This window comes from Neorhizobium huautlense, from assembly GCF_030811685.1.
In the GTDB taxonomy this organism is placed as follows: Bacteria; Pseudomonadota; Alphaproteobacteria; order Rhizobiales; family Rhizobiaceae; genus Neorhizobium; species Neorhizobium huautlense_A.
This window is the reverse complement of record NZ_JAUSRF010000011.1, coordinates 162,239-180,656: the sequence shown is the minus strand read 5'-3', so window position 1 is coordinate 180,656 and position 18,418 is coordinate 162,239. Positions and strand designations below refer to the sequence as shown.

Below are 18,418 nucleotides of genomic sequence, written 5' to 3'. Positions count from 1 at the left end.
ACCATCATCGTTCGCGCTGAACCCAAGGTAAGGTCTTAGTCGGCCAGACCTCCTGACTTTGAAAGAACAACACTCAGAACACTTTAGACGGCAGCTACGCGGTCTTTTCGTGAAGAGCTGCCTCCTGCCTCAGCGTGCTTCTACATGCACCCGTATCGACCGGGAGCCCGCTGAGTTCCTGCAGTTTCGCCCCCCACTCGCACATACTGACAAGTACCGGAGCCAGTGATCGCCCCAACTCGGTGAGTTCATATTCCACCTTTGGTGGCACTTCGGGGTAAATGATCCGGCTGATGACGCCATCGGCCTCCAATTCTCTGAGTTGGAGTGTGATCATTCTCGGCGTCGCCGCCGGTGTCAGTCGGCAAATGGCATTGAAGCGCAATTTTCCGTCGAGCAGATGGAAGAGGATCACTGGTTTCCACACTCCGCCGATGACAGAGATTGTCGCCTCAACGGCGCAGCCGGTCCGGTGAGCCGTCCGGCGCTTGCGTTTCAAAGGGGTACTATCATTCATGATACTACATGCTCTCTTTGTACGTACTTCACCAACAGTCATCGTATCCTTACTTGGGTTGCATGGAAAGAAGGCGCGCTACCTCGTGCGCCGCGTTTCCATCCACGCATCAAAAATAGGGAGCCAATTCCAATGCCTACCGAACAAAAGCCGCTGATCGCGGTTGTTGGCGCCACCAGCAAGCAGGGTCGTAGTGTCGCCATGACCTTGCTCAAGAGCAAACAGTATCGGGTGCGGGCGCTCACCCGCAATCGTGACTCTGCCGAGGCCTGCAGCTTAGCGGATCTCGGTGCCGAAGTCGTTGTCGCGCCGCTTGGCCTCGGCCACGAGAAGGACCTCGTGACGGCCTTCAAGGGTGCCGACGGCGCGTATCTTATGACGCCGCAGCTCCTGCCGCAGGATAATGCCGAGTTCGTGCTCGGCAAACAGCTGGCAGATGCAGCTGTCGAGGCCGGCGTCGGTCACATCGTCTTCTCGACCCTCGAAAATGTCGACAAGATTTCCGGCGGCAAAAAGTTCACCCCGCACTTCACCGACAAGGCCCTTGTCGCCGACTACATTCGCACGCTGCCGATAACGCATTCGTTCGTCTCGCTGGCCTTCTTCTATACCAACCTGCTGGAATATTATGTACCGCAGATGGACGGCGACACACTGCTCATGCCGATCTACCTGCCGGAGGATTTTCGTGCACCCTTCGTCGATCCAGTCACTGCGACCGGCCCGGCAGTGCTTTCCGTGCTCGCCGACCCTCATACCTTCAAGGGCAAGACGATCCCGATCGTCGGCGACATCCTTTCTCCGCGCGAGATGGTCGATACATTCCAGCGTGTCACAGGCGTCAAAGCCGAGTACCGCAGCGCTTTCAAGCGCGAAGAGCTCCTGAAATTTTTCCCGAGTTTCGCCGCCAATGAGCTGCTTGTAGACGAGCTGATCGGCATGGTCGAGTTTGCCGTCGAGTACGGCTACTTCGGGAAGGAACACGACCTGGAATGGAGCCGTCGCTTGAATCCGGAGACGCTCTCGTGGGAGCAGTTCCTGAAGTCGACTGGATGGCGCGGCGACAAGACGCAGTTCAGCCTATGAACCTTCACACCGGCTTGAGCAAGCCTAAAAGGATAGTGTGAGGTACCGACGCCGGGCAAGGGCGGTCTGGCCTCTGGCGGCACGCAAAGCCCGCACTCGATTTCCCCTTAGCCCTTCAACAGTGGACGAACAACAATGAGCATAGAAGATAACAAGCAGATCGTAAGAGAATTCTGCGACCATTTCAGAACGTCGAACGCGGACGGACTGATTGACGCCATGACCGAGGACGCAACATGGTGGGTTAACGGCAAGCCTCACCTGTTCTCGTCCGCAGGAACGAAGACCAGAGCAGAGGCCGCAGCCATGTTCCGCAACATGTTTTCAGCCTACATCAACGGTCTCGATATGAAAATCATCAACATAGTCGGCGAGGGCGACAGTGTCGCCGCGGAAGCTCGATCGCGAGCAACCACAAAGTCGGGCAAAATCTATGAAAACGAGTATTTCTTTTTCTTCAAGATCCGAGACGCAAAAGTCGCGATCGTAAGGGAATACACTGACCTCATGCATGTGCAGGAGACATTCGGTTGATCTTTGGTTTTGCTGGGACGCTGCTAGCGCCACCTCAGAGCGGCAGGCCGAAGTGTCAAACGCCAACCTCTCGTCGCCTACAGTTGAAGGGGGCTTAACAGCGAAGCGACGTGCGGCGGGTTGCACATGGTCGCTTCTGAAACAGAAGTACCGGAAAAGCTTTTCGCTGCCACCTCGCGAAACTCTGCGATCCATTCTGTCCAGTTTTGACAATACCGACGCCTCGATCTTGAGCGGATTCGAACCAGCGACCCACAATAACTCTGATCTTATCGAACAAGTATAGCCCTGAAATCATTGACGTTGACGCCAGTCGGTCCGCAGACAAAAAGATCGTTGATGGCCGCAAAGGCGGCATAACTGTCGTTAGCCGAAAGCTTGGCATGGCCGTTTACATGCTTCGCGATGAAGCGGGCGACGCTGGTGCCATCAGAAAATGCGCCAGCGTTGTCCCCCGAGCCATCTATACCATCGGTATCGGCAGCCAGTGCAAACACATCGAGATTATCGATCGCAAGCGCGAGAGACAGTGCGAACTCTCCGTTCCGTCCGCCCTTGCCGCCCTTTGATCGAAGTGTAACAGTCGTCTCGCCACCCGACAGCAGCACGCAGGGTCGGATGAACGGGCTGTTATGCAGTGCGACTTCATGTGCGATGGCCGCGTGCACACGGCCGACATCTTTCGCTTCGCCCTCGATGCAATCCGACAGCACTACGGGCGTTACTCCTGAGGCGCGGGCAGATGCTGCCGCCGCTTCGAGCGAAATGCGGGCGGAGGATACGAGGTGGTGGCTGTGCCCGGCAAAGTGTGCATCCGCCGGGTTCGGTGCGCGAGCGGCGTCCGATCCAATAAAATCGAGCATTCGTTGCGGGAGCTTCAGCCGATACCGTGCAATAATCTCTGCGGCATCATGATAACTACCGAGATTTGGGATTGTCGGGCCAGACGACACCAACGCCGGGTCGTCTCCAGGAATGTCTGACACCACGAAGCTCACCACCCGCGCCTTTGTCAAAGCTGCCAGCCTTCCTCCCTTGATCGTCGAGAAATGCTTGCGAACTCCGTTCATCGCTGAGATCGGAGCACCTGACACCAGCAGTTGCTCGTTCAGGGCAATCTCGTCGGCAAGAGCAAAACCGTCTGGCGGCGCGGGCAGGAGTGCCGAACCTCCGCCGCAGATCAGTGCAATCACGAGATCCTGGTTCGAGAGGTTCGATACTGCTGCTTTCAGTCGCTCGGCAGCATCGAGACCCGCTTGGTCCGGGACTGGATGCGCCGCACCGATAACCTCAATGCACTGCGTCTCGCATTCGTAACCATAGGGCGTAACCACCACACCTGTCAGAGGGCCGGACCAAAGGCTCTCCAGCGAACGCGCCATCTGTGCTGCGCCCTTTCCGGCGCCGACGACGACCACACGCCCGCCAACGGGCGGAGGTGGCAGAAGGTCCCTGATCCTGCTCAATGGATCGGCGGCCTCTACCGCGGCTTCATATAGCGATGTCAAGAACAGTCGGGGGTCTGCAATCATCGTGCGTTGCTCCTGTCGGTCGAACTTCGCGGTGGCAACGTCATAATGCCTTAATGAGCGCCGAGTGGTCCGTGTCACCCAGACCTTTTTCCAGGGCACTGTTCATCAACTGGTGCACCATTGCGGTATTGGGCAGCATAAGCTCCAGCAGGCGTGCGGATTCCAGCGCCAACGACAGATCCTTATGATGTAAGCGCATGCGGAAGCCGGGCTCGAAGGCTTCGTTGATCATCCGCTCTCCGTGAATTTCAAGAACCCGCGACGCTGCAAAACCGCCCAACAGGGCTTTGCGAACGACGGTCGGATCGGCGCCCGCCTTTCTGGAAAACCTGATAGCTTCCGATACGGCCTGAATGTTGAGGGCGACGACGATCTGGTTGGCGACCTTGGCGATCTGACCATCGCCGACACCGCCGATCAACGTGATGTTCTTCCCCATCTTTTCAAACAGCGGCTTTGCGCGCTCAAACGCCTCCGGCTTTCCGCCGGCCATGATGGTGAGCGAGGCGGCTTTTGCGCCGACCTCTCCGCCCGAGACCGGCGCGTCGACATAGTCGCATCCCCACGCCTCGATACGCGCAGCAAAATCCTTTGTAGCCAGCGGCGAGATGGAGCTCATGTCGATGATCAGCTTGCCTGGCTCGATGCCTTCCGCCACACCGCCCTCGTCGAACAGAACATGCTCGACATCGGGTGTGTCAGGCAACATGAGGATGATGACCTCAGCCGACCGCGCCACCTGTGAGGCCGACGCGCAGGCCGTCGCACCACCGTCGACGAGATGAGCTGATGCAGGTTTCACCCGGTACAGATACAGCTCATGACCTGCCTCGATCAGATGCTGCGCCATCGGGCGTCCCATAACGCCCAGTCCGATAAATCCGATTTTCAATGGTCAATTCCTCTTTTGGAGCAGTTCGAGCCAACCAAGACCGGCGCTAGTGCCGGCTGCCGGCTTGTATTCGCAGCCCACCCAGCCGTCGTAGCCGAGTTCATCCAGGCGCCTGAAGATGAAGTCATGGTTGATCTCCCCAGTCCCCGGCTCGTGGCGTCCAGGATTATCGGCGATCTGGACATGGCCGATCTTGCCCCGCAGCCTCTCGAAGGTGGGGACGAGATCACCTTGCATGATCTGCATGTGATAGAAATCGTACTGGATCAGCAGGTTGGAATGGCCAACCCGATCCATGATCCACTCCGCCTGATCCGTCGTTGTCAAAAAGTAGCCGGGGATGTCGCGGGTGTTGATCGGCTCGAAGACCAGCGATATTCCGGCATCGGCCAACTGTTCGGCAGCATAGCGCAGATTATCGACGAACGTCGCCTCGGCCACGTCCGGCTCAACGGCGGCGGGAACGATGCCGGCAAGGCAGTTGACCTTGCGGCAGCCGAGTGCGTCCGCGTACTCGATCGCTCTGGTCACGGATGCCTGGAATTCCGCGACCCTGTCCGGCAGGCAGGCTATGCCCCGCTCGCCTACTGCCCAGTTGCCGGCTGGCAGATTGAACAGGGCTTGCTGCAGATCATGGCGTGCCAGCTCGGCGGCGATCGCTTCAGCGGCTTCCTCATAAGGGCTGACGTATTCTACCGCCCGAAAGCCATCCGTAGCGGCGGCGGCAAAGCGGTCGATGAAGGAATGCTCGGTGTAGAGCATGGAGAGATTGGCTGCGAACTTAGGCATGCTGGAGGGCTCAAACTTGATCTGCGCGCAGGCGGTGAAGCATGCGCTTGTTGCGGGGATCCGGATTGGGGACGGAGGAAATTAGCCGCTTCGTGTAGGGCTGCGATGGGTTGGTGCAGATTGTCTCCGCATCGCCGACTTCAACGATCTTTCCCCTGTGCATGACCGCCACGCGGTCGCAGAAGTACCGCACGACCGAGATATCGTGAGAGATGAAGACGAAGCTGAGGTGCAACTGCTTCTGAATGTCGAGCAACAGGTCGAGTATCTGGCTGCGGATCGACACGTCGAGCGCGGAGGTCGCCTCGTCGGCGACGATCACCTTGGGATTGAGCGCGAGCGCCCGGGCGATACCAATGCGCTGACGCTGACCGCCTGAAAACGCGTGCGGGTAACGTTCCATGGCAAGCGGATCAAGGCCCACGTTGCCCAGCAACTCGGCGACGCGCGCCTCCACGGCCCTGCCCGACATGCCCTTGGAGATTACGAGCGGATCGCCGATAATCTGCTTGACTGTCATGCGCGGATTGAGCGAGGCGAACGGATCCTGGAAGATCAGCCGCACATCCTCATGATAGCGCCGCAGATCGGCCTTGCCGAGCGCCGTGACATCGACTGGTGAGGCCGCCTCGTCGGCACGGTAGGTGACACTGCCCGATGTCGGCTCGACGATACGTAGGATCATCCGACCAAGAGTCGTCTTGCCCGAGCCGCTCTCCCCAACGATGCCGAGGTTCTCGCCGGGGAAGAGATCAAGATTGGCGTCATCGACGGCGACCAGGCCGCGACTACTGCCGCGTGAAAACATGCGTGACGGGGCGCCATAGACCTTGGTGAGGTTTCTGAGGGACAGAACCGGCGTGAAGGTCGGAGCAAGCGAAGCCGGCAACGCGCGCCCTGCCGCGCCACCTTCCAGCTTCACCGTCGCATCAAGAAGCTGTCGCGTATACGGATGCCGGCTTGCGTGGAACATGTCATCGACCGGCCCCTGCTCGACGATTTTGCCGAAGCGCATGACGGCAACCTCATCCGCAACTTCGGCGACGATCCCCATGTCATGGGTGATGAGCAGCATTGCCATACCGCGCTCGTCCTGAAGCCGCTTGATGAGGTCTAGGATTTCGGCCTGTGTGGTGACGTCCAGAGCCGTCGTCGGCTCGTCGGCGATCAGCACTTCCGGATCACAAGCGAGCGCCATAGCGATCATGGCTCTCTGACGCATGCCGCCGGAAAACTCGAACGTGTAGCGATCGGCCATCAGTTCTGGCTGCGGGATTTCGACCTGGCGCAGCAATTCGACGCAACGAACGCGCGCCTCTTTCTTCGAGACCCGCCTATGTAAACGAACCGCCTCGACGATCTGCGAACCGATCGTATGGACCGGTGACAATGAGCTCATTGGCTCCTGAAATATCAACCCGATCCGCCCACCGCGAATGGCAAGCACCTCCCGGCTCCGCTCCTTGAACTCGGCGATATCTACAGATCCGTCTGGACCGTCGAGTAGGATCTGGCCGCCGGTCATGCGGCCGGGCTTATCGATGATCCGCATCAAGGCGCGGGCCGTCACCGATTTTCCCGAACCGCTTTCGCCGACAAGCGCCATCGTCTTTCCGCGCTTCAAGTCGAAGGAAACGTCGCGCACCGCGTGGAGCACATGCGTCCGAAGGTGGAAATCGATCGACAGATTGCGGACCGAGAGCAGCGCGTCGGGCTTCATCATCGAAATTCCTCTCAGGTGTCGTAGGGATCGGCTGCATCACGCAGACCGTCGCCGAAGAAATTGAAGGACAGCACCGCGAGCACGACCGCGAGGCTGGGCCAGATGAGCAACCACGGAGCAGTCGCGACCGTGCGCACGTTCTGGGCATCTTGAAGCAACACACCCCAGCTGACGACCGGCGGCTTCAGGCCGACGCCGAGGAATGACAGCGAGGTTTCCGCGACGATCATCGTCGGGATGGCAAGCGTCACGACTGCGAGAATATGGCTGGTCAGGGATGGGAGGATGTGGCGGAAGATGATCCGGCGCTCGCCGGCCCCATCCAGTCTCGCAGCAGTGACGAAGTCATCGCCGCGCAGCGCGAAAAACCGCCCCCGGACCTCTCGTGCCAGTCCCGTCCAACTCAGAAGCGATACGATCAGCGTCACCATGAAGTAGACAGAAAGCGGCGACCAGCTAAGCGGGATCGCGGCCGCCAGCCCGAGCCAGAGCGGAATGGTCGGCATGGCGCTGACGATCTCGATGATCCTTTGAATGAGTGTATCGACCCAACCGCCATAGTAACCGGAAACCGCTCCCATGATCACGCCAAGCGACAGCGAAATCGCCACGCCCACGAGCCCGATCGACATGGAGACCCTTGTTCCGTAGATCAGACGGCTCATCAGGTCTCGACCGAGGCGGTCGGAACCAAGCAGATACATTGGTTCGCGCGCATCCAGTGGACCGACCAGATGAGTCTCCATTGGGATGACGCCCCAGAGTTTGTAAGGCGCACCTTTGACGAAGAAGCCGATCGGTATGACCTTCGTCTCGTCGACAACGAAGCTGCGGCGTAGCGCCTCGGGCTCGATCTCGATCTTGTAGCCCTTGACATGTGGCAGGAACCTGGTCTCGCCATCAGCATTCGGCGCAAACAGTGCGATCCTCTGGGGTGGTGCAAAGGTGAACTGGGGCCGGGACGTGTTGGGCAGGCCGGGCGCCAGGAACTCGGCGAAGGCGCCGATCAGGTAGAGCACAACAATGATGCCGCCGGCGACGGCCGCGACCTTGTGGCGGAAGAAGCGCTGGCGGATGAGGGTCCACTGTCCGGCAGCTTCCAGAGGTTTGACCTTCCCTCCCGACTTCAGCGGGCTGACGGCGGGACCAGTCTCGAGTACGGCGATAGAATTTCTGTCGATCAACATGGCGCCCCCTCAGTTGAACCGAATTCGCGGATCAAGCACCGCCAGAAGAATGTCGGAGATCAGCATCCCGACCAACGTCAGCACACCCATCAGGAGAATGAAGCTGCCCGCCAGATACATGTCCTGGCCAACCAGCGCACGCAGGAGCAAAGGACCGGCGGTCGGCAAGTTCAGAACGATCGCTGTGATGGTGACACCGGAGACGAGGTCCGGCAGCACCCAGCCAATAGAGCTGACAAACGGGTTGAGCGCGATGCGCACGGGATATTTCAGGATAACCTTGTGCTCGGGCAGTCCCTTGGCGCGAGCCGTGATCACATAGGGCTTGCTCAGTTCATCGGAGAGGTTTGCCCTTAGAATCCGGATCATGGCGGCGGTGCCCGACATCGCGATGACGATCACCGGGATCCACATGTGGCTCAGCATATCCGTGAGCTTGGCAAGGCTCCAGGGAGCATCAACGAAGGCGGGAGAGAAGATGCCGCCGACGCTTTGCCCTAAGAACCGATAGCTGGCATACATCAAGGTAAGCGCCATGATGAAGTTCGGCACGGCAAGCCCGATGAATCCCAGCAACGTGAAGGCGTGGTCGCCGAACGAATGCCGCCTCACCGCCGAATAAATGCCGATTGGGAGCGAGATCGCCCATACCATTAAAAGGCTTGCCAGCGAGATCAGCAAAGTTGATCCCATCCGGTCCCAGATCAGCGTGGAGACCGGCTGGTTCCATTCGAATGAGTAGCCGAAATCGCCACGGGTCAGTATTCCGCCGATCCAGACAAAGTACTGAACGTAGACCGGCTGGTCGAGGCCGTATTGGGCGCGCAACCGCGCGATCGTGGCCTCGTCCAAATTCTGTCCCCCATCAGCCATGGTAGACAGAAGCGACGTCAGATAGTCGCCGGGCGGCAACTGAATGATCATGAAGGCGATCAGCGACATGCCGAACAATGTCGGTATCATGTACAGAACGCGCTTCGCCACATAAGCAAGCATGGTCTCCTCCCGCTGCTATTGCTTGGCTCACGACTGCCAGGTGAGATGAACCGTCTCCAGAGCCTCAATGGAGGGCACCAGGATTTCGACACGGTCTCCTACGACACGGCTTGAAACCGCTTCGTTGCCTACGAGCAGCTTTATTGCCCCCGGCTTGCGTCCCTTCGGCAGTTCGATCGACAGGCTTTGCTGACCGATCGGATAGACCTCCCTCAACGGACCCTTCATCATCATCGGGTTGGTGAGGTTGACCAGGAAGATCGCCATAGCGTCCTCACTCTCGTAAACGGCGATATCGATGATCCCTTTGCCCTCGACCCGGACGCGATGATCCTTGCCGATCGCCCAGTTTACCGCATTGGCGATCAATCGGCCGTGATCGGGAGCAAGTACCTTCCAGAAGACCTCGCCGATATTCCACGGGATGTAGACGACACGTCCTCCGTGGCCGGTGTCGCGTGCAATGACGGCGGCTCCGGTCGGCGCCTCACGGGGGTAGACCTCCTCCATCGGCAGATCGGGAAAGTCAGGCACGTAAAGGAACGGGGTGTCGGCCGTCGCATCTGCATCGACCGCGATCAGACGCGTTCCGCCGATGATACGGGAAGCGCCTTCATAGCCCTCGATCAAGGGGTGCGAGCCGGACAGTGCCACATAGGTGTTCTTGACCGGACCGCGTGGAGCCGATGTCAGAGATGCGCCGAATACCCGCGATAGGCCGAAATCATCCCGTTGAGTGCCAACTTCGTCGTAGAGCGAGGTCTCGCTTGCCGCGACGACTGAACCGCCGCGCTGGACATATTGCTCAATCGCCAAGCACTGTTCGTCCGACAGATAGGTAGCGTTGGCCAGTACGATCAGCTTGAAGCGGTCGAGTGCTTCCGGGGTCATCACTTGGTCGGAGAGAAACTCGAACGGAATGCGCGCCTCGACAAGAGCGTGATAGAAACCGAGATCGTTGTGTTCGGCGATGTGCCGCTCTTCTGGTGCCCAGTGCCTGAGCGTCGTCGACGGATCGATGATGGCGATCTCGGCTGTCGCCTGCATTCCCTCGATTTGCGGCTCGATGTCCGCGTGCAGGTTAAATGCCTCGACGACCGGCCGCACCCAGCGATCATCCGGAACGCAGGCGTTGAATTTTGTGAACCAGGGAAACAGTCCCTGCGCCACGCCATCATGGATCCACAGTTTGATCTCTTCGCCGCTCTGGACGCTGTCCTTCCAGCGATATTCTTCCTCCGGCCCGATGGAGGTGATCAGCCCGACCGGACGGTCGCGGAACGTCCCGCGGATGCGCTTGCCGTTGCGGCCGGCAGACCAGCCGACCTCGACGCCTTGGCGCGCTTGGTGGTCAACGAACAGGATCGGGCAATGCTTCTGGATGAGTGACAGGTCGAACTCCATGAGCGATGAACCGCTCATGTTGGGGATGAAGCTCGCGTGGGGGCGGATGGCCTTCACCGTCTCGTCCCAGTACACCACGAGGTCCGTGAGTATCCGCCGGCGCCATGCGGCCCATGCCTGCCATGCGGGATCGCTGGCGTCCGCTTTCGCCGGAAGGTCAAACCCGGTTTCGCTTTTAAACCGTCTTTGGTTATCTTCGCTGTATGAAACGCCGTGCCCCTGCCAGCGGTTGGCGAACACCGCATCGATATCGTATTTGGTGACGATCTCCCGGATGACCTCGGTGGTAAAGTCGCGGTTGTAGCTTCCCAGCGCGTCGGTCACGTAGATGCCGGGGAAGGCCCAGTGTTCGCGTTGCGTCCCGTCCCGGTTGATCGCTACCCACTCCGGATGGGCCGCCGCCGCGTCCGCGTGTATGGCATGCGGGTCGACACGCGCCATGACATGCATGCCAAGCTTGCGAGCTCCCTCGACGATGGTGCCGAATGGGTCTGTGCCGCCGATGAATTTCGACACGTAATGCAGCGGGATTTCGCTGGGATAGTAGGCAATGTAGCCGCCGGCCGAGAGGCACACTGCGTTCGACTTGGTGCGCCGAAACACGTCGATCCAGAATTCCGGATCGTATTTGTCGGGATCATCTTCCGCGAATGTCAGCTGTGTCCAGCGGGTGGCGGACTTGTACCATTCAGGAGAACGATCGGTGGAAACAACGGCTTCGCTTGGTCGATGCAGCATATGGGCTTTCCATGGCAATAGGGTGCCTTCGCGCTGTGGGGCACGTGCAACAGGTTGAAGTACGCGTCCCGGACCTTTTCAGGACAGGGACGAGACGGTGTGATCAGGCCTTGAAGAAGGTCTCGGGGTTCGCAGGTCCCGGCGTCGGATAACCCCAGGAGTTCGGCATCGTCTTGGGGACGTTCTGCATGTCGTTTCGCACCACGCCGTAACTGTCGCTCGGCAGGCAGACGCCGAAGACATAGAATTGGTCGGCGGCGATCTCGAGAATTTCCGCCATCAACTTACGTTGCACCTCGGGATCCGGCGAGCCGAGCACGCGGTCATATCGTGCAAGCGCGTCCTTGACCGGCTGGGGTGGTTCGACCGCTCCCTTGGATGCGGGATCGCGGTACCATAACTGCCACCCCTTGGCGTAGAGGGCTTCGGTTGTGTTGGGGATAAAATAGCGTGGGTCGAGGATAGCTGCTATGCCGCCATTGCCACCGAAGCGATGCGCCGTGCCATCGAACTCAATGCCTTGACGAACCCGCACCTCCCAGAGTGACCGGTCCATACCGCGCATCTGCACATCGACGCCGACCGCTTGGAACATCGGCAGTGCAAGCTGAAAGATATCGAGGAAGGTCGCGCGCGCCTGATCGATCTCGAAGATGATCGTGACCCGTTTGCCGCTTTCATCCTGTCGGAAACCCTCACCGTCCTTGTTCGGAAGGATCTTGTCCAGCAGAGCATTTGCAGCATCGGGATCGTACTGGGTGAACTGTGTGGCCAGGCGTTCGTTATAGAGCGGGTCATCCGCTCGAACGGCGGGCTGAGAGATCGTCCCCTGGCCGATGAACACAGTGTCGATGATCGCCTGACGGTCCAGCGCCATCGACAATGCCGCTCTGAAATCCTTGTTGTTGTAGAGTTTTCGCTTGGCCTCATTAGGATGGTTGAGGTTGAGCTGGAAGACCATCTCGTTGGTCTCGGTCGAGGTCAGCGTATAAAGGCCGAACTTGCCCTGCTCTTGAGAATCGTAAAGCACTGCGCGGTTGGCTGGGGTGGCTATGTACTGGTCCATCAGGTCGATCTCGCCCTGCATGGCCTTCAACAGCAGGACCTGTGCGTCGGCCACCATTTGGTAAACGATGCGATCGAGGTAAGGCAATTGGTTGCCCTCGGTATCGACCTTCCAATAATAGGGGTTGCGTTCGGCGACCGCGCGGTCGGTGCTCTGCCCCGGCGCGATTGCCATTTTCCAGGCATGGATGACCGGGCGCTGCGAGTTCTGGAAGAACTCGTTGTCGACCACGAGACCCGCTTCACGCTGGAACAGCTGGATCCAGCCTGATGCCCCCTTGGCCTTGGCCTGCTGTTCGGCGTCTGGATTATATTTTATGTGGAACTGCTTGAGATAATGCTTGGGTGCGCGCGTCGTCTGGTCGTCGTTCGCCCAAGCCAGTCGAAGTGGGAAAAGTCCGTTGGGAGCGGCGAATATCACCTTGAACGTGACGTCGTCGACAGCCTCGAACCGCGCCTTTTTGCCGCCGGCCCGCAGATGGTTTTGGCCAACGTCGTTCAGGCCATCATAATCGAAGATATCCTCGTACCAGAACAGGATGTCCTCGGTGGTGAAAGGCTCTCCATCCGACCACTTCATGCCCTTGCGAAGCCTGAAAGTGAATTCGGTCGCATCGGCATTGCTTTCGAAATGCTCTGCGACGTTCGGCACCACACCTGACCAATCCGGTGCATAACGAACAAGAGGCTCGTAGGCCTGGTAGCGAAACAGCATTGATAGGGATCCACCACCGACAATCGCGCTGTTCCAGTCACCCCCATGGGTGCCGACGCGATCAAGAGGCGTTACGACGAGTGGGTTGATCGGCAGGCGATCTGCGACTGCGGGAAGGTTCCCTGCCTTGACCAAGGCATCCAGCATGGTCGGCTCCCTTGCAGGAGCTACCTGCGCGAGCGCGGACATTGCAGGCAGAATAACAGCGGCAGTACTCGCAGCCAGAAACGCGCGGCGACTAAATCCTTGCATAACTTTCCTCCTCCATTCACGTCGCAGCAAGGATGGCCTCCCCTCCTCAGGATCGGTCCCGCCACGTTTCCACAAAAACTACTCTTCACTAAAACAGCTTTTATCTCCTATTTTTTGTAGCTTGTATTATGTGATTTGTTAGGTAAAGCGTTATGTTGAAATTTGTTTCCACGAGGTTGATCATGGGCCGGGTTACATTGCAGGACATCGCCAACCACACAGGCCTGTCCAAATTCGCGGTGTCGTGTTCTCTCTCGGGAAAGCCCGGCGTTAGCGACGCAACCCGGAAACGCGTCGAAGATGCTGCTGAAAAATTGGGATATCTCCGTGCGCGTCCTGTAGAAGAACAGCGCGAGATCACGTTGATTTTCCACGATCGGGTCGACAACGTCAGCTACGAACTACGCACGATGCTGCAGGACGGTATGCAACGGGAAGCGCATCGTCTCGGTCAGCCTGTTCGCCTGCAATGGACGCACGACGCCAATAGGGTGGAAACGATGGCGAAGGACAGCGCGGGTATCATTCTCGTCGGTCCCCATGAGCAAAGGACCCTCGATATGCTGAAGTCATCCGGCGTCCCGGTCGTGCGGCTCGGTTGGGTCGCCCCTCTCGAACAGGCAGATCACGTCGGCGGAACGGATCATGAAGCGGGCATCGCTGTTGGCGACTATTTGATCGGGCTAGGGCATCGGGACATTGCTTTCCTGCAGGGCGAGGAAGGGTATCGCGGCCGGATGGAGCGCTTTCACGGTTTGCGGGAAGGTCTTGAGCAGCATCCCGAAGCACGGCTGCATCATCTGCAGTTTGAGGAGGATGGAGGCTTCATCCCGGCGCTGCGAAAGCTTCACAATGCCGGCATTGCTCCGACGGCGTTGTTCTGCGCCCATGACGGACTGGCGCTCACGGCCGTTTCCGAACTCCTGGCACGGGGCTACCGCATCCCGGAGGACATGTCGGTCGTCGGCTTCGGCGACTTCTCCGCTGCTACGCAGATCTCTCCCCACCTTACTACGATCAAGGTCCAAGGCATAGAAATGGGTGCGGCAGCAATGCGGCTTTTACTCGAACGTATAGAAACGCGGGGCCAGCCGGTTCACGCGAAACGCATTCTTATCGCGTCGACCTTTGTCGAGCGGCGATCATCGGGCGCCGCGCCAAAGCAAGCGAAATTGTTAGATCACGCAAGCCCGTAGAGGCTTAGGCTCCAGACTCAATCGATCCACCATGTGACGATAGCGGCGATGTAGCATGTTGCGGCGAAGTTTATCATGAGCTTGTCGTATCGTGTGGCGACACGCCTCCAGTCCTTGAGACGGCAGAATGTGCGTTCGATGATATTGCGTCTTCGGTAGGCGACCGGGTCGAAGGGTCTGATCCTCTTTCGGGTTGGATTGTTGGGAATGACTGGTTGCGTGCCGCGTGTTGTCAGGAAATCGCGCAAGGCGTCGCTGTCGTAAGCCGTATCTGCGGCGCACAGACGTGTGGGCGGCAAGGGTTCAAGGAGCGGGATGGCAACGGGTGCGTCACCACGTTGCCCAGGGGTTATTCGCAACGCAACTGGACGGCCGCAACCATCGACAACAGCATGGATTTTTGTCGATCTGCCGCCTCTCGAGCGACCGATTGCTTCGGCATCTGCCCCCCTTTTCCGCCAGCAGCAGAGCGGTGTGCTTTTGCGGTGGTGCTATCGATCATATGGATGTTCCGATCAGTGGTTTGCACCAAAGTTTCAAACAGTCGCCGCCATATCCCTTTAGCTGACCAGCGATGGAAGCGATTATAGACTGTTGTCGAAGGCCCGTAGCAGGAGGGGCAATCCTGCCATCGGCAACCGGATCGCAAGACGTGGATGATCCCGCTGATAACCCGGCGGTCGTCGGTGCGATGAGCGCCGGGTTGGTTGGTCGGAAGCAGCGGCGAAATCACCGCCCACTGATCGTCATCAAGCCAGAATTCGCCTGCCATGATCAAACACTCCTGCCCCTCCACGCAGTGAATCACGGATAGGAAACATGATCAATCGTTTGATTGGGTTTCGACCCTAGGCTTGAATGGAATCGGACCATCGACCCGTGATTGTTGCCGGTCGTAGCGGTGAAAAATGGCGACGACTTGCGTTTCGACCAACCCCTCTCGGGCGAGATGGATTGGGCAGGCGCCAAAGAGCCGCCAGTACCTGCTATCAACACAGATAACTTGTTTAATGTCGAATTCGGGCGCCGGAAGGGCAAGGGGCGCATCATTTGCTCCTAACGTCGCCGAAGCCTTCCATCCACGCTGCGTATTTTGCAGCATTTTCTAGGTCATCAAGGTACGGACAGCTGAAAGCATGGGCCCCGCTCAGAGCTGCATCGACTCCTTCGCAATAGGCGGAAATGATCTTCACCTCAGAAACTGATCTCTGGGGAATATCAACCGTGGCGTCTGGTCGTATTTTCGCAACATGCACTGTCGTGCCACCGCCCGCTCGCTCGCCATTTTCCATAGCTCGATGCCGTCAGTTTACTCTAAAATTCTTCGACTGGCGGCATACTAGAGCGGAGCTTCTCAAACGTCCATCTCACGGGAGATTTGATCTAGCATTCTTACACGAGGTTATGATGCGGAACCTGACACGCGGTCTGCTCTGGGTCGCCTTTCTGCATAAACTAACGGCTGAATCTCGGCACGCGCTCGAACTTCCAGCGAGCAAGTTAGGTCAGAGGGGGCTGATGTCTGGCACTTCGCATTGATTGGACTGGAACGAGCGTTCCGCTATCGGGAAGGTAAGTCCCTCAAGTGGTACAATTTTTCTGTAGTGATAACTCACGCCCTCGTCTGGAGCTGGCAAACATTCCTTTCGATCTTGGCGACGGTGGGAACAGAAAGGAGCAAGCGACGCGTCGTTTGATAAGTCCCATTTAGATGGTCGTTTGAAGCGAAGGTGACGGCTTTTAGATTCACTGATATGAGGAAGCTCTTCAGTTGATCGGCACGGGGGCGTCCATTGGACTTTATGAAGCTGCTGAAGTCACTCGAAGAACTGCTGTACGAGCTGGTGTCTTGGCTCTTGTTTTACCCACTCACCGTGTGGCGCACAGCAGTCACCCCCCTCAAGATGATGCGCTATGCCGATACTGAACTGGCGGATCGACCAGAGGACCAGTACGAGGATACTCTCAGCCCGCCGTTGTTCCTGCTAATCACGCTCATGCTCTCCCAGGGAGTCGCTGGTGCGTTACCCTCAATCTACGATCCATCAGAGGCAGTTAGGAGACTCGGATCCGGTTCGAACCTTCTGATCGCGAGGGGTGTCATTTTCGGGATCTTTCCACTCTGCATGGCGGCCATTCTCCTGCGACGGAAAAAGGTGCGCCTTACGCGAGATTCTCTCCGGCCTCCATTCTTCAGCCAGTGTTACGTCGCAGCCCTGTTCGCTTTCGTTTTGGTGCTCGGCCTCGATTTTTACAGCATGCCAAGTGGTCAAGGCGATGTCGCAGGAGCCATCACGGTAACTATCGCGGTGGTATGGTACGCTCAAGCCGAAGTTCGGTGGTTCATGCAAGATTTGGGCATCGGCGCAATCAGGGCGACGGCCATCTTCATCGGGGCTTTCCTACTCGCAATCACAGCAGCACTGGCAATTGCGCTGCTGATCAATCTTGATGCTACGAGCATTGCATCCGCCACCTGACTAGGCCGCAATCGTAGGAAAGGCAACGCGCGCTAAAATCACCCTGAAAAACTCGCTTCCAACGGAGCGGCGCCAATGACAGGGTCATGGAGAAGGCGTAGTTTCCGCTCGGGCTCTGATATCGTGCTTTCGCATTGAAGGGAATCGAACCTGCGACCGTTATTGGCGCAGATCCTGGATTGTCAAGCATAGCCTTGAAATTATTGAGGTTAAAGCTAGTCGGACCGCCAAAAAAGAGCATCGACAGCTGCCAGTGTAGCTGTGCTCCCCGATAGCCAGGTATAGGCATTTAGCTGACATGCGAGCATGCGACTGTAATGCCATCACCACATCGAAACCATCGACCGCGAGCGCAAAAGACATTTCGTAGTGGGCTTCTCGCCCCAAGCCATTCCGTTGGTGAAGCGACCGCACATCGTCATTCTCCCGGAACAACCTCTATCGCTCTTTGTTCAGATACCGCGATGCAATGGAGGTAAAAGATGCCGCGATATTTTTTCAACTACCGCGCCAACGGTGTGCTGGAGAAAGATCCCGAGGGAAGCGAACTGCCTTCGGACGAGGCTGCCATCCGTGAAGCCAAACTCGGAGCACGCGAGGTGGCAAGCCAGAAAGTGCGATCGGGCGAACCTATACGCTCAGAATGTTTCGAACTAACCGGCGCCGACGGTGTTGTGATCAAGACCATCCCGCTTAGATCGGTCGTCCTCGTGGAGGCTGAAGATGCCTAACAGTGCACCAATCCTTCGCTACCGGGTAGAAACGAGCCGAACGTTTCCCGGCATGAAATCCGTCGTTGACATCTTTTCAGGACTTCCAGGCAAGATTGGTCCCTTAGTGAACGACTGCATGAGCGGTGGCGAGGCGGAAAGCATGGCTGCAACCATGAACGCCAAAGATCTTGAAGAACGGCGCAGAGCGCTCCGTGACCGATAATCTATCGCGCGGCAATGCAACGGTAGCCCGGCGTACCCTTCGGCGGGCTATCCCATCCGTCTTCACTGCATTTCGGGCAAGGAAGTCCGAAGCTGCCGCAACCACAGGCGAACCAGCCTTGATGCGGGCGGCTGGGATGGGTTTCTCAGACAGAACCCGTATTTTTGCAGATTTTGCAGCACTGAGCAGGCAGGCGTGGGCGCATTCGCTAACCATAGGGCGAGAGAGCAGGAACGGTGCTCTTTCGTGTAGCGTGAAGCGGAACTAGCTAGCGGCCGTGATGCGCCGGCAATTAGGGCAAGACGGGCATGGAACAAGTATTCGTTTCGGGAATTCTTTCAGCATCAGGAGGGCCATGAAGAGCCCTCTCCGTCAG

16 protein-coding genes are annotated in these 18,418 nt (G+C 58.1%); 5 read left to right on the top strand and 11 right to left on the bottom strand.

Annotated elements, in window-relative coordinates; translation table 11 throughout:
• Positions 1 to 94: 94 nt before the first annotated feature.
• Entirely contained in the window at positions 95 to 517 is a 423-nt protein-coding gene (locus J2T09_RS17370) for a winged helix-turn-helix transcriptional regulator (protein WP_306836930.1), read from the bottom strand.
• Positions 518 to 649: 132 nt separating this feature from the next.
• Between J2T09_RS17370 and J2T09_RS17365 the strand changes: the two genes are divergently transcribed.
• Both J2T09_RS17365 and J2T09_RS17360 read left to right on the top strand, forming a co-directional pair.
• Positions 650 to 1,603: an NmrA/HSCARG family protein gene (locus J2T09_RS17365; RefSeq protein WP_306836928.1), complete on the top strand. Its 954-nt coding sequence runs from the start codon at positions 650 to 652 to the stop codon at positions 1,601 to 1,603.
• Between the two features lie 135 nt (positions 1,604 to 1,738).
• Complete coding sequence (locus J2T09_RS17360) at positions 1,739 to 2,137, top strand: nuclear transport factor 2 family protein (RefSeq protein ID WP_306836925.1); 399 nt, start codon at positions 1,739 to 1,741, stop codon at positions 2,135 to 2,137.
• A gap of 269 nt (positions 2,138 to 2,406) precedes the next feature.
• Here J2T09_RS17360 and J2T09_RS17355 read toward each other — a convergent pair whose 3' ends face one another.
• The 8 genes from J2T09_RS17355 to J2T09_RS17320 form a co-directional block, all read right to left on the bottom strand.
• Positions 2,407 to 3,669 (bottom strand): glycerate kinase type-2 family protein, encoded by a 1,263-nt coding sequence (locus tag J2T09_RS17355; protein WP_306836923.1) that lies wholly within the window; start codon positions 3,667 to 3,669, stop codon positions 2,407 to 2,409.
• 40 nt (positions 3,670 to 3,709) lie between these two features.
• Positions 3,710 to 4,561 (bottom strand): 2-hydroxy-3-oxopropionate reductase, encoded by an 852-nt coding sequence (locus J2T09_RS17350; protein WP_306836921.1) that lies wholly within the window; start codon positions 4,559 to 4,561, stop codon positions 3,710 to 3,712.
• Between the two features lie 3 nt (positions 4,562 to 4,564).
• Positions 4,565 to 5,350, bottom strand: coding sequence for a 2-oxo-tetronate isomerase (gene otnI, locus J2T09_RS17345; protein WP_306836919.1), 786 nt, complete (start codon positions 5,348 to 5,350; stop codon positions 4,565 to 4,567).
• A 10-nt stretch (positions 5,351 to 5,360) separates the two neighbouring features.
• Complete coding sequence (locus J2T09_RS17340) at positions 5,361 to 7,073, bottom strand: ABC transporter ATP-binding protein (protein WP_373458501.1); 1,713 nt, start codon at positions 7,071 to 7,073, stop codon at positions 5,361 to 5,363.
• An 11-nt stretch (positions 7,074 to 7,084) separates the two neighbouring features.
• Positions 7,085 to 8,260, bottom strand: coding sequence for an ABC transporter permease (locus J2T09_RS17335; RefSeq protein ID WP_306836917.1), 1,176 nt, complete (start codon positions 8,258 to 8,260; stop codon positions 7,085 to 7,087).
• Between the two features lie 9 nt (positions 8,261 to 8,269).
• Positions 8,270 to 9,256 (bottom strand): ABC transporter permease, encoded by a 987-nt coding sequence (locus J2T09_RS17330; RefSeq protein ID WP_306836915.1) that lies wholly within the window; start codon positions 9,254 to 9,256, stop codon positions 8,270 to 8,272.
• Positions 9,257 to 9,283: 27 nt separating this feature from the next.
• Positions 9,284 to 11,398 (bottom strand): family 10 glycosylhydrolase, encoded by a 2,115-nt coding sequence (locus J2T09_RS17325; protein WP_306836913.1) that lies wholly within the window; start codon positions 11,396 to 11,398, stop codon positions 9,284 to 9,286.
• A 103-nt stretch (positions 11,399 to 11,501) separates the two neighbouring features.
• Positions 11,502 to 13,430: an ABC transporter substrate-binding protein gene (locus J2T09_RS17320; protein WP_306836997.1), complete on the bottom strand. Its 1,929-nt coding sequence runs from the start codon at positions 13,428 to 13,430 to the stop codon at positions 11,502 to 11,504.
• A 182-nt stretch (positions 13,431 to 13,612) separates the two neighbouring features.
• Here J2T09_RS17320 and J2T09_RS17315 point away from each other — a divergent pair, with 182 nt between their 5' ends.
• The gene (locus J2T09_RS17315) at positions 13,613 to 14,626 is read left to right on the top strand and encodes a LacI family DNA-binding transcriptional regulator (RefSeq protein WP_306836995.1); all 1,014 of its coding nucleotides are present in this window, start codon (positions 13,613 to 13,615) and stop codon (positions 14,624 to 14,626) included.
• A 17-nt stretch (positions 14,627 to 14,643) separates the two neighbouring features.
• Here J2T09_RS17315 and J2T09_RS17310 read toward each other — a convergent pair.
• Positions 14,644 to 15,398 (bottom strand): IS5 family transposase gene (locus J2T09_RS17310; RefSeq protein WP_306836912.1). Its coding sequence is split into 2 segments (ribosomal slippage): positions 14,644 to 15,068 and positions 15,068 to 15,398, totalling 756 coding nucleotides; the frame shifts between segments, so codons are not numbered across the junction.
• 51 nt (positions 15,399 to 15,449) lie between these two features.
• Positions 15,450 to 15,728 carry a hypothetical protein gene (locus tag J2T09_RS17305; protein ID WP_306836910.1) on the bottom strand — a complete coding sequence of 93 codons (279 nt, stop codon included), beginning with the start codon at positions 15,726 to 15,728 and terminating at the stop codon, positions 15,450 to 15,452.
• 700 nt (positions 15,729 to 16,428) lie between these two features.
• Between J2T09_RS17305 and J2T09_RS17300 the strand changes: the two genes are divergently transcribed.
• Entirely contained in the window at positions 16,429 to 17,106 is a 678-nt protein-coding gene (locus J2T09_RS17300; protein WP_306836908.1) for a permease, read from the top strand.
• A gap of 482 nt (positions 17,107 to 17,588) precedes the next feature.
• Positions 17,589 to 17,837 (top strand): DUF6894 family protein, encoded by a 249-nt coding sequence (locus J2T09_RS17295; RefSeq protein WP_306836906.1) that lies wholly within the window; start codon positions 17,589 to 17,591, stop codon positions 17,835 to 17,837.
• The last annotated feature ends 581 nt before the right edge of the window (positions 17,838 to 18,418 follow it).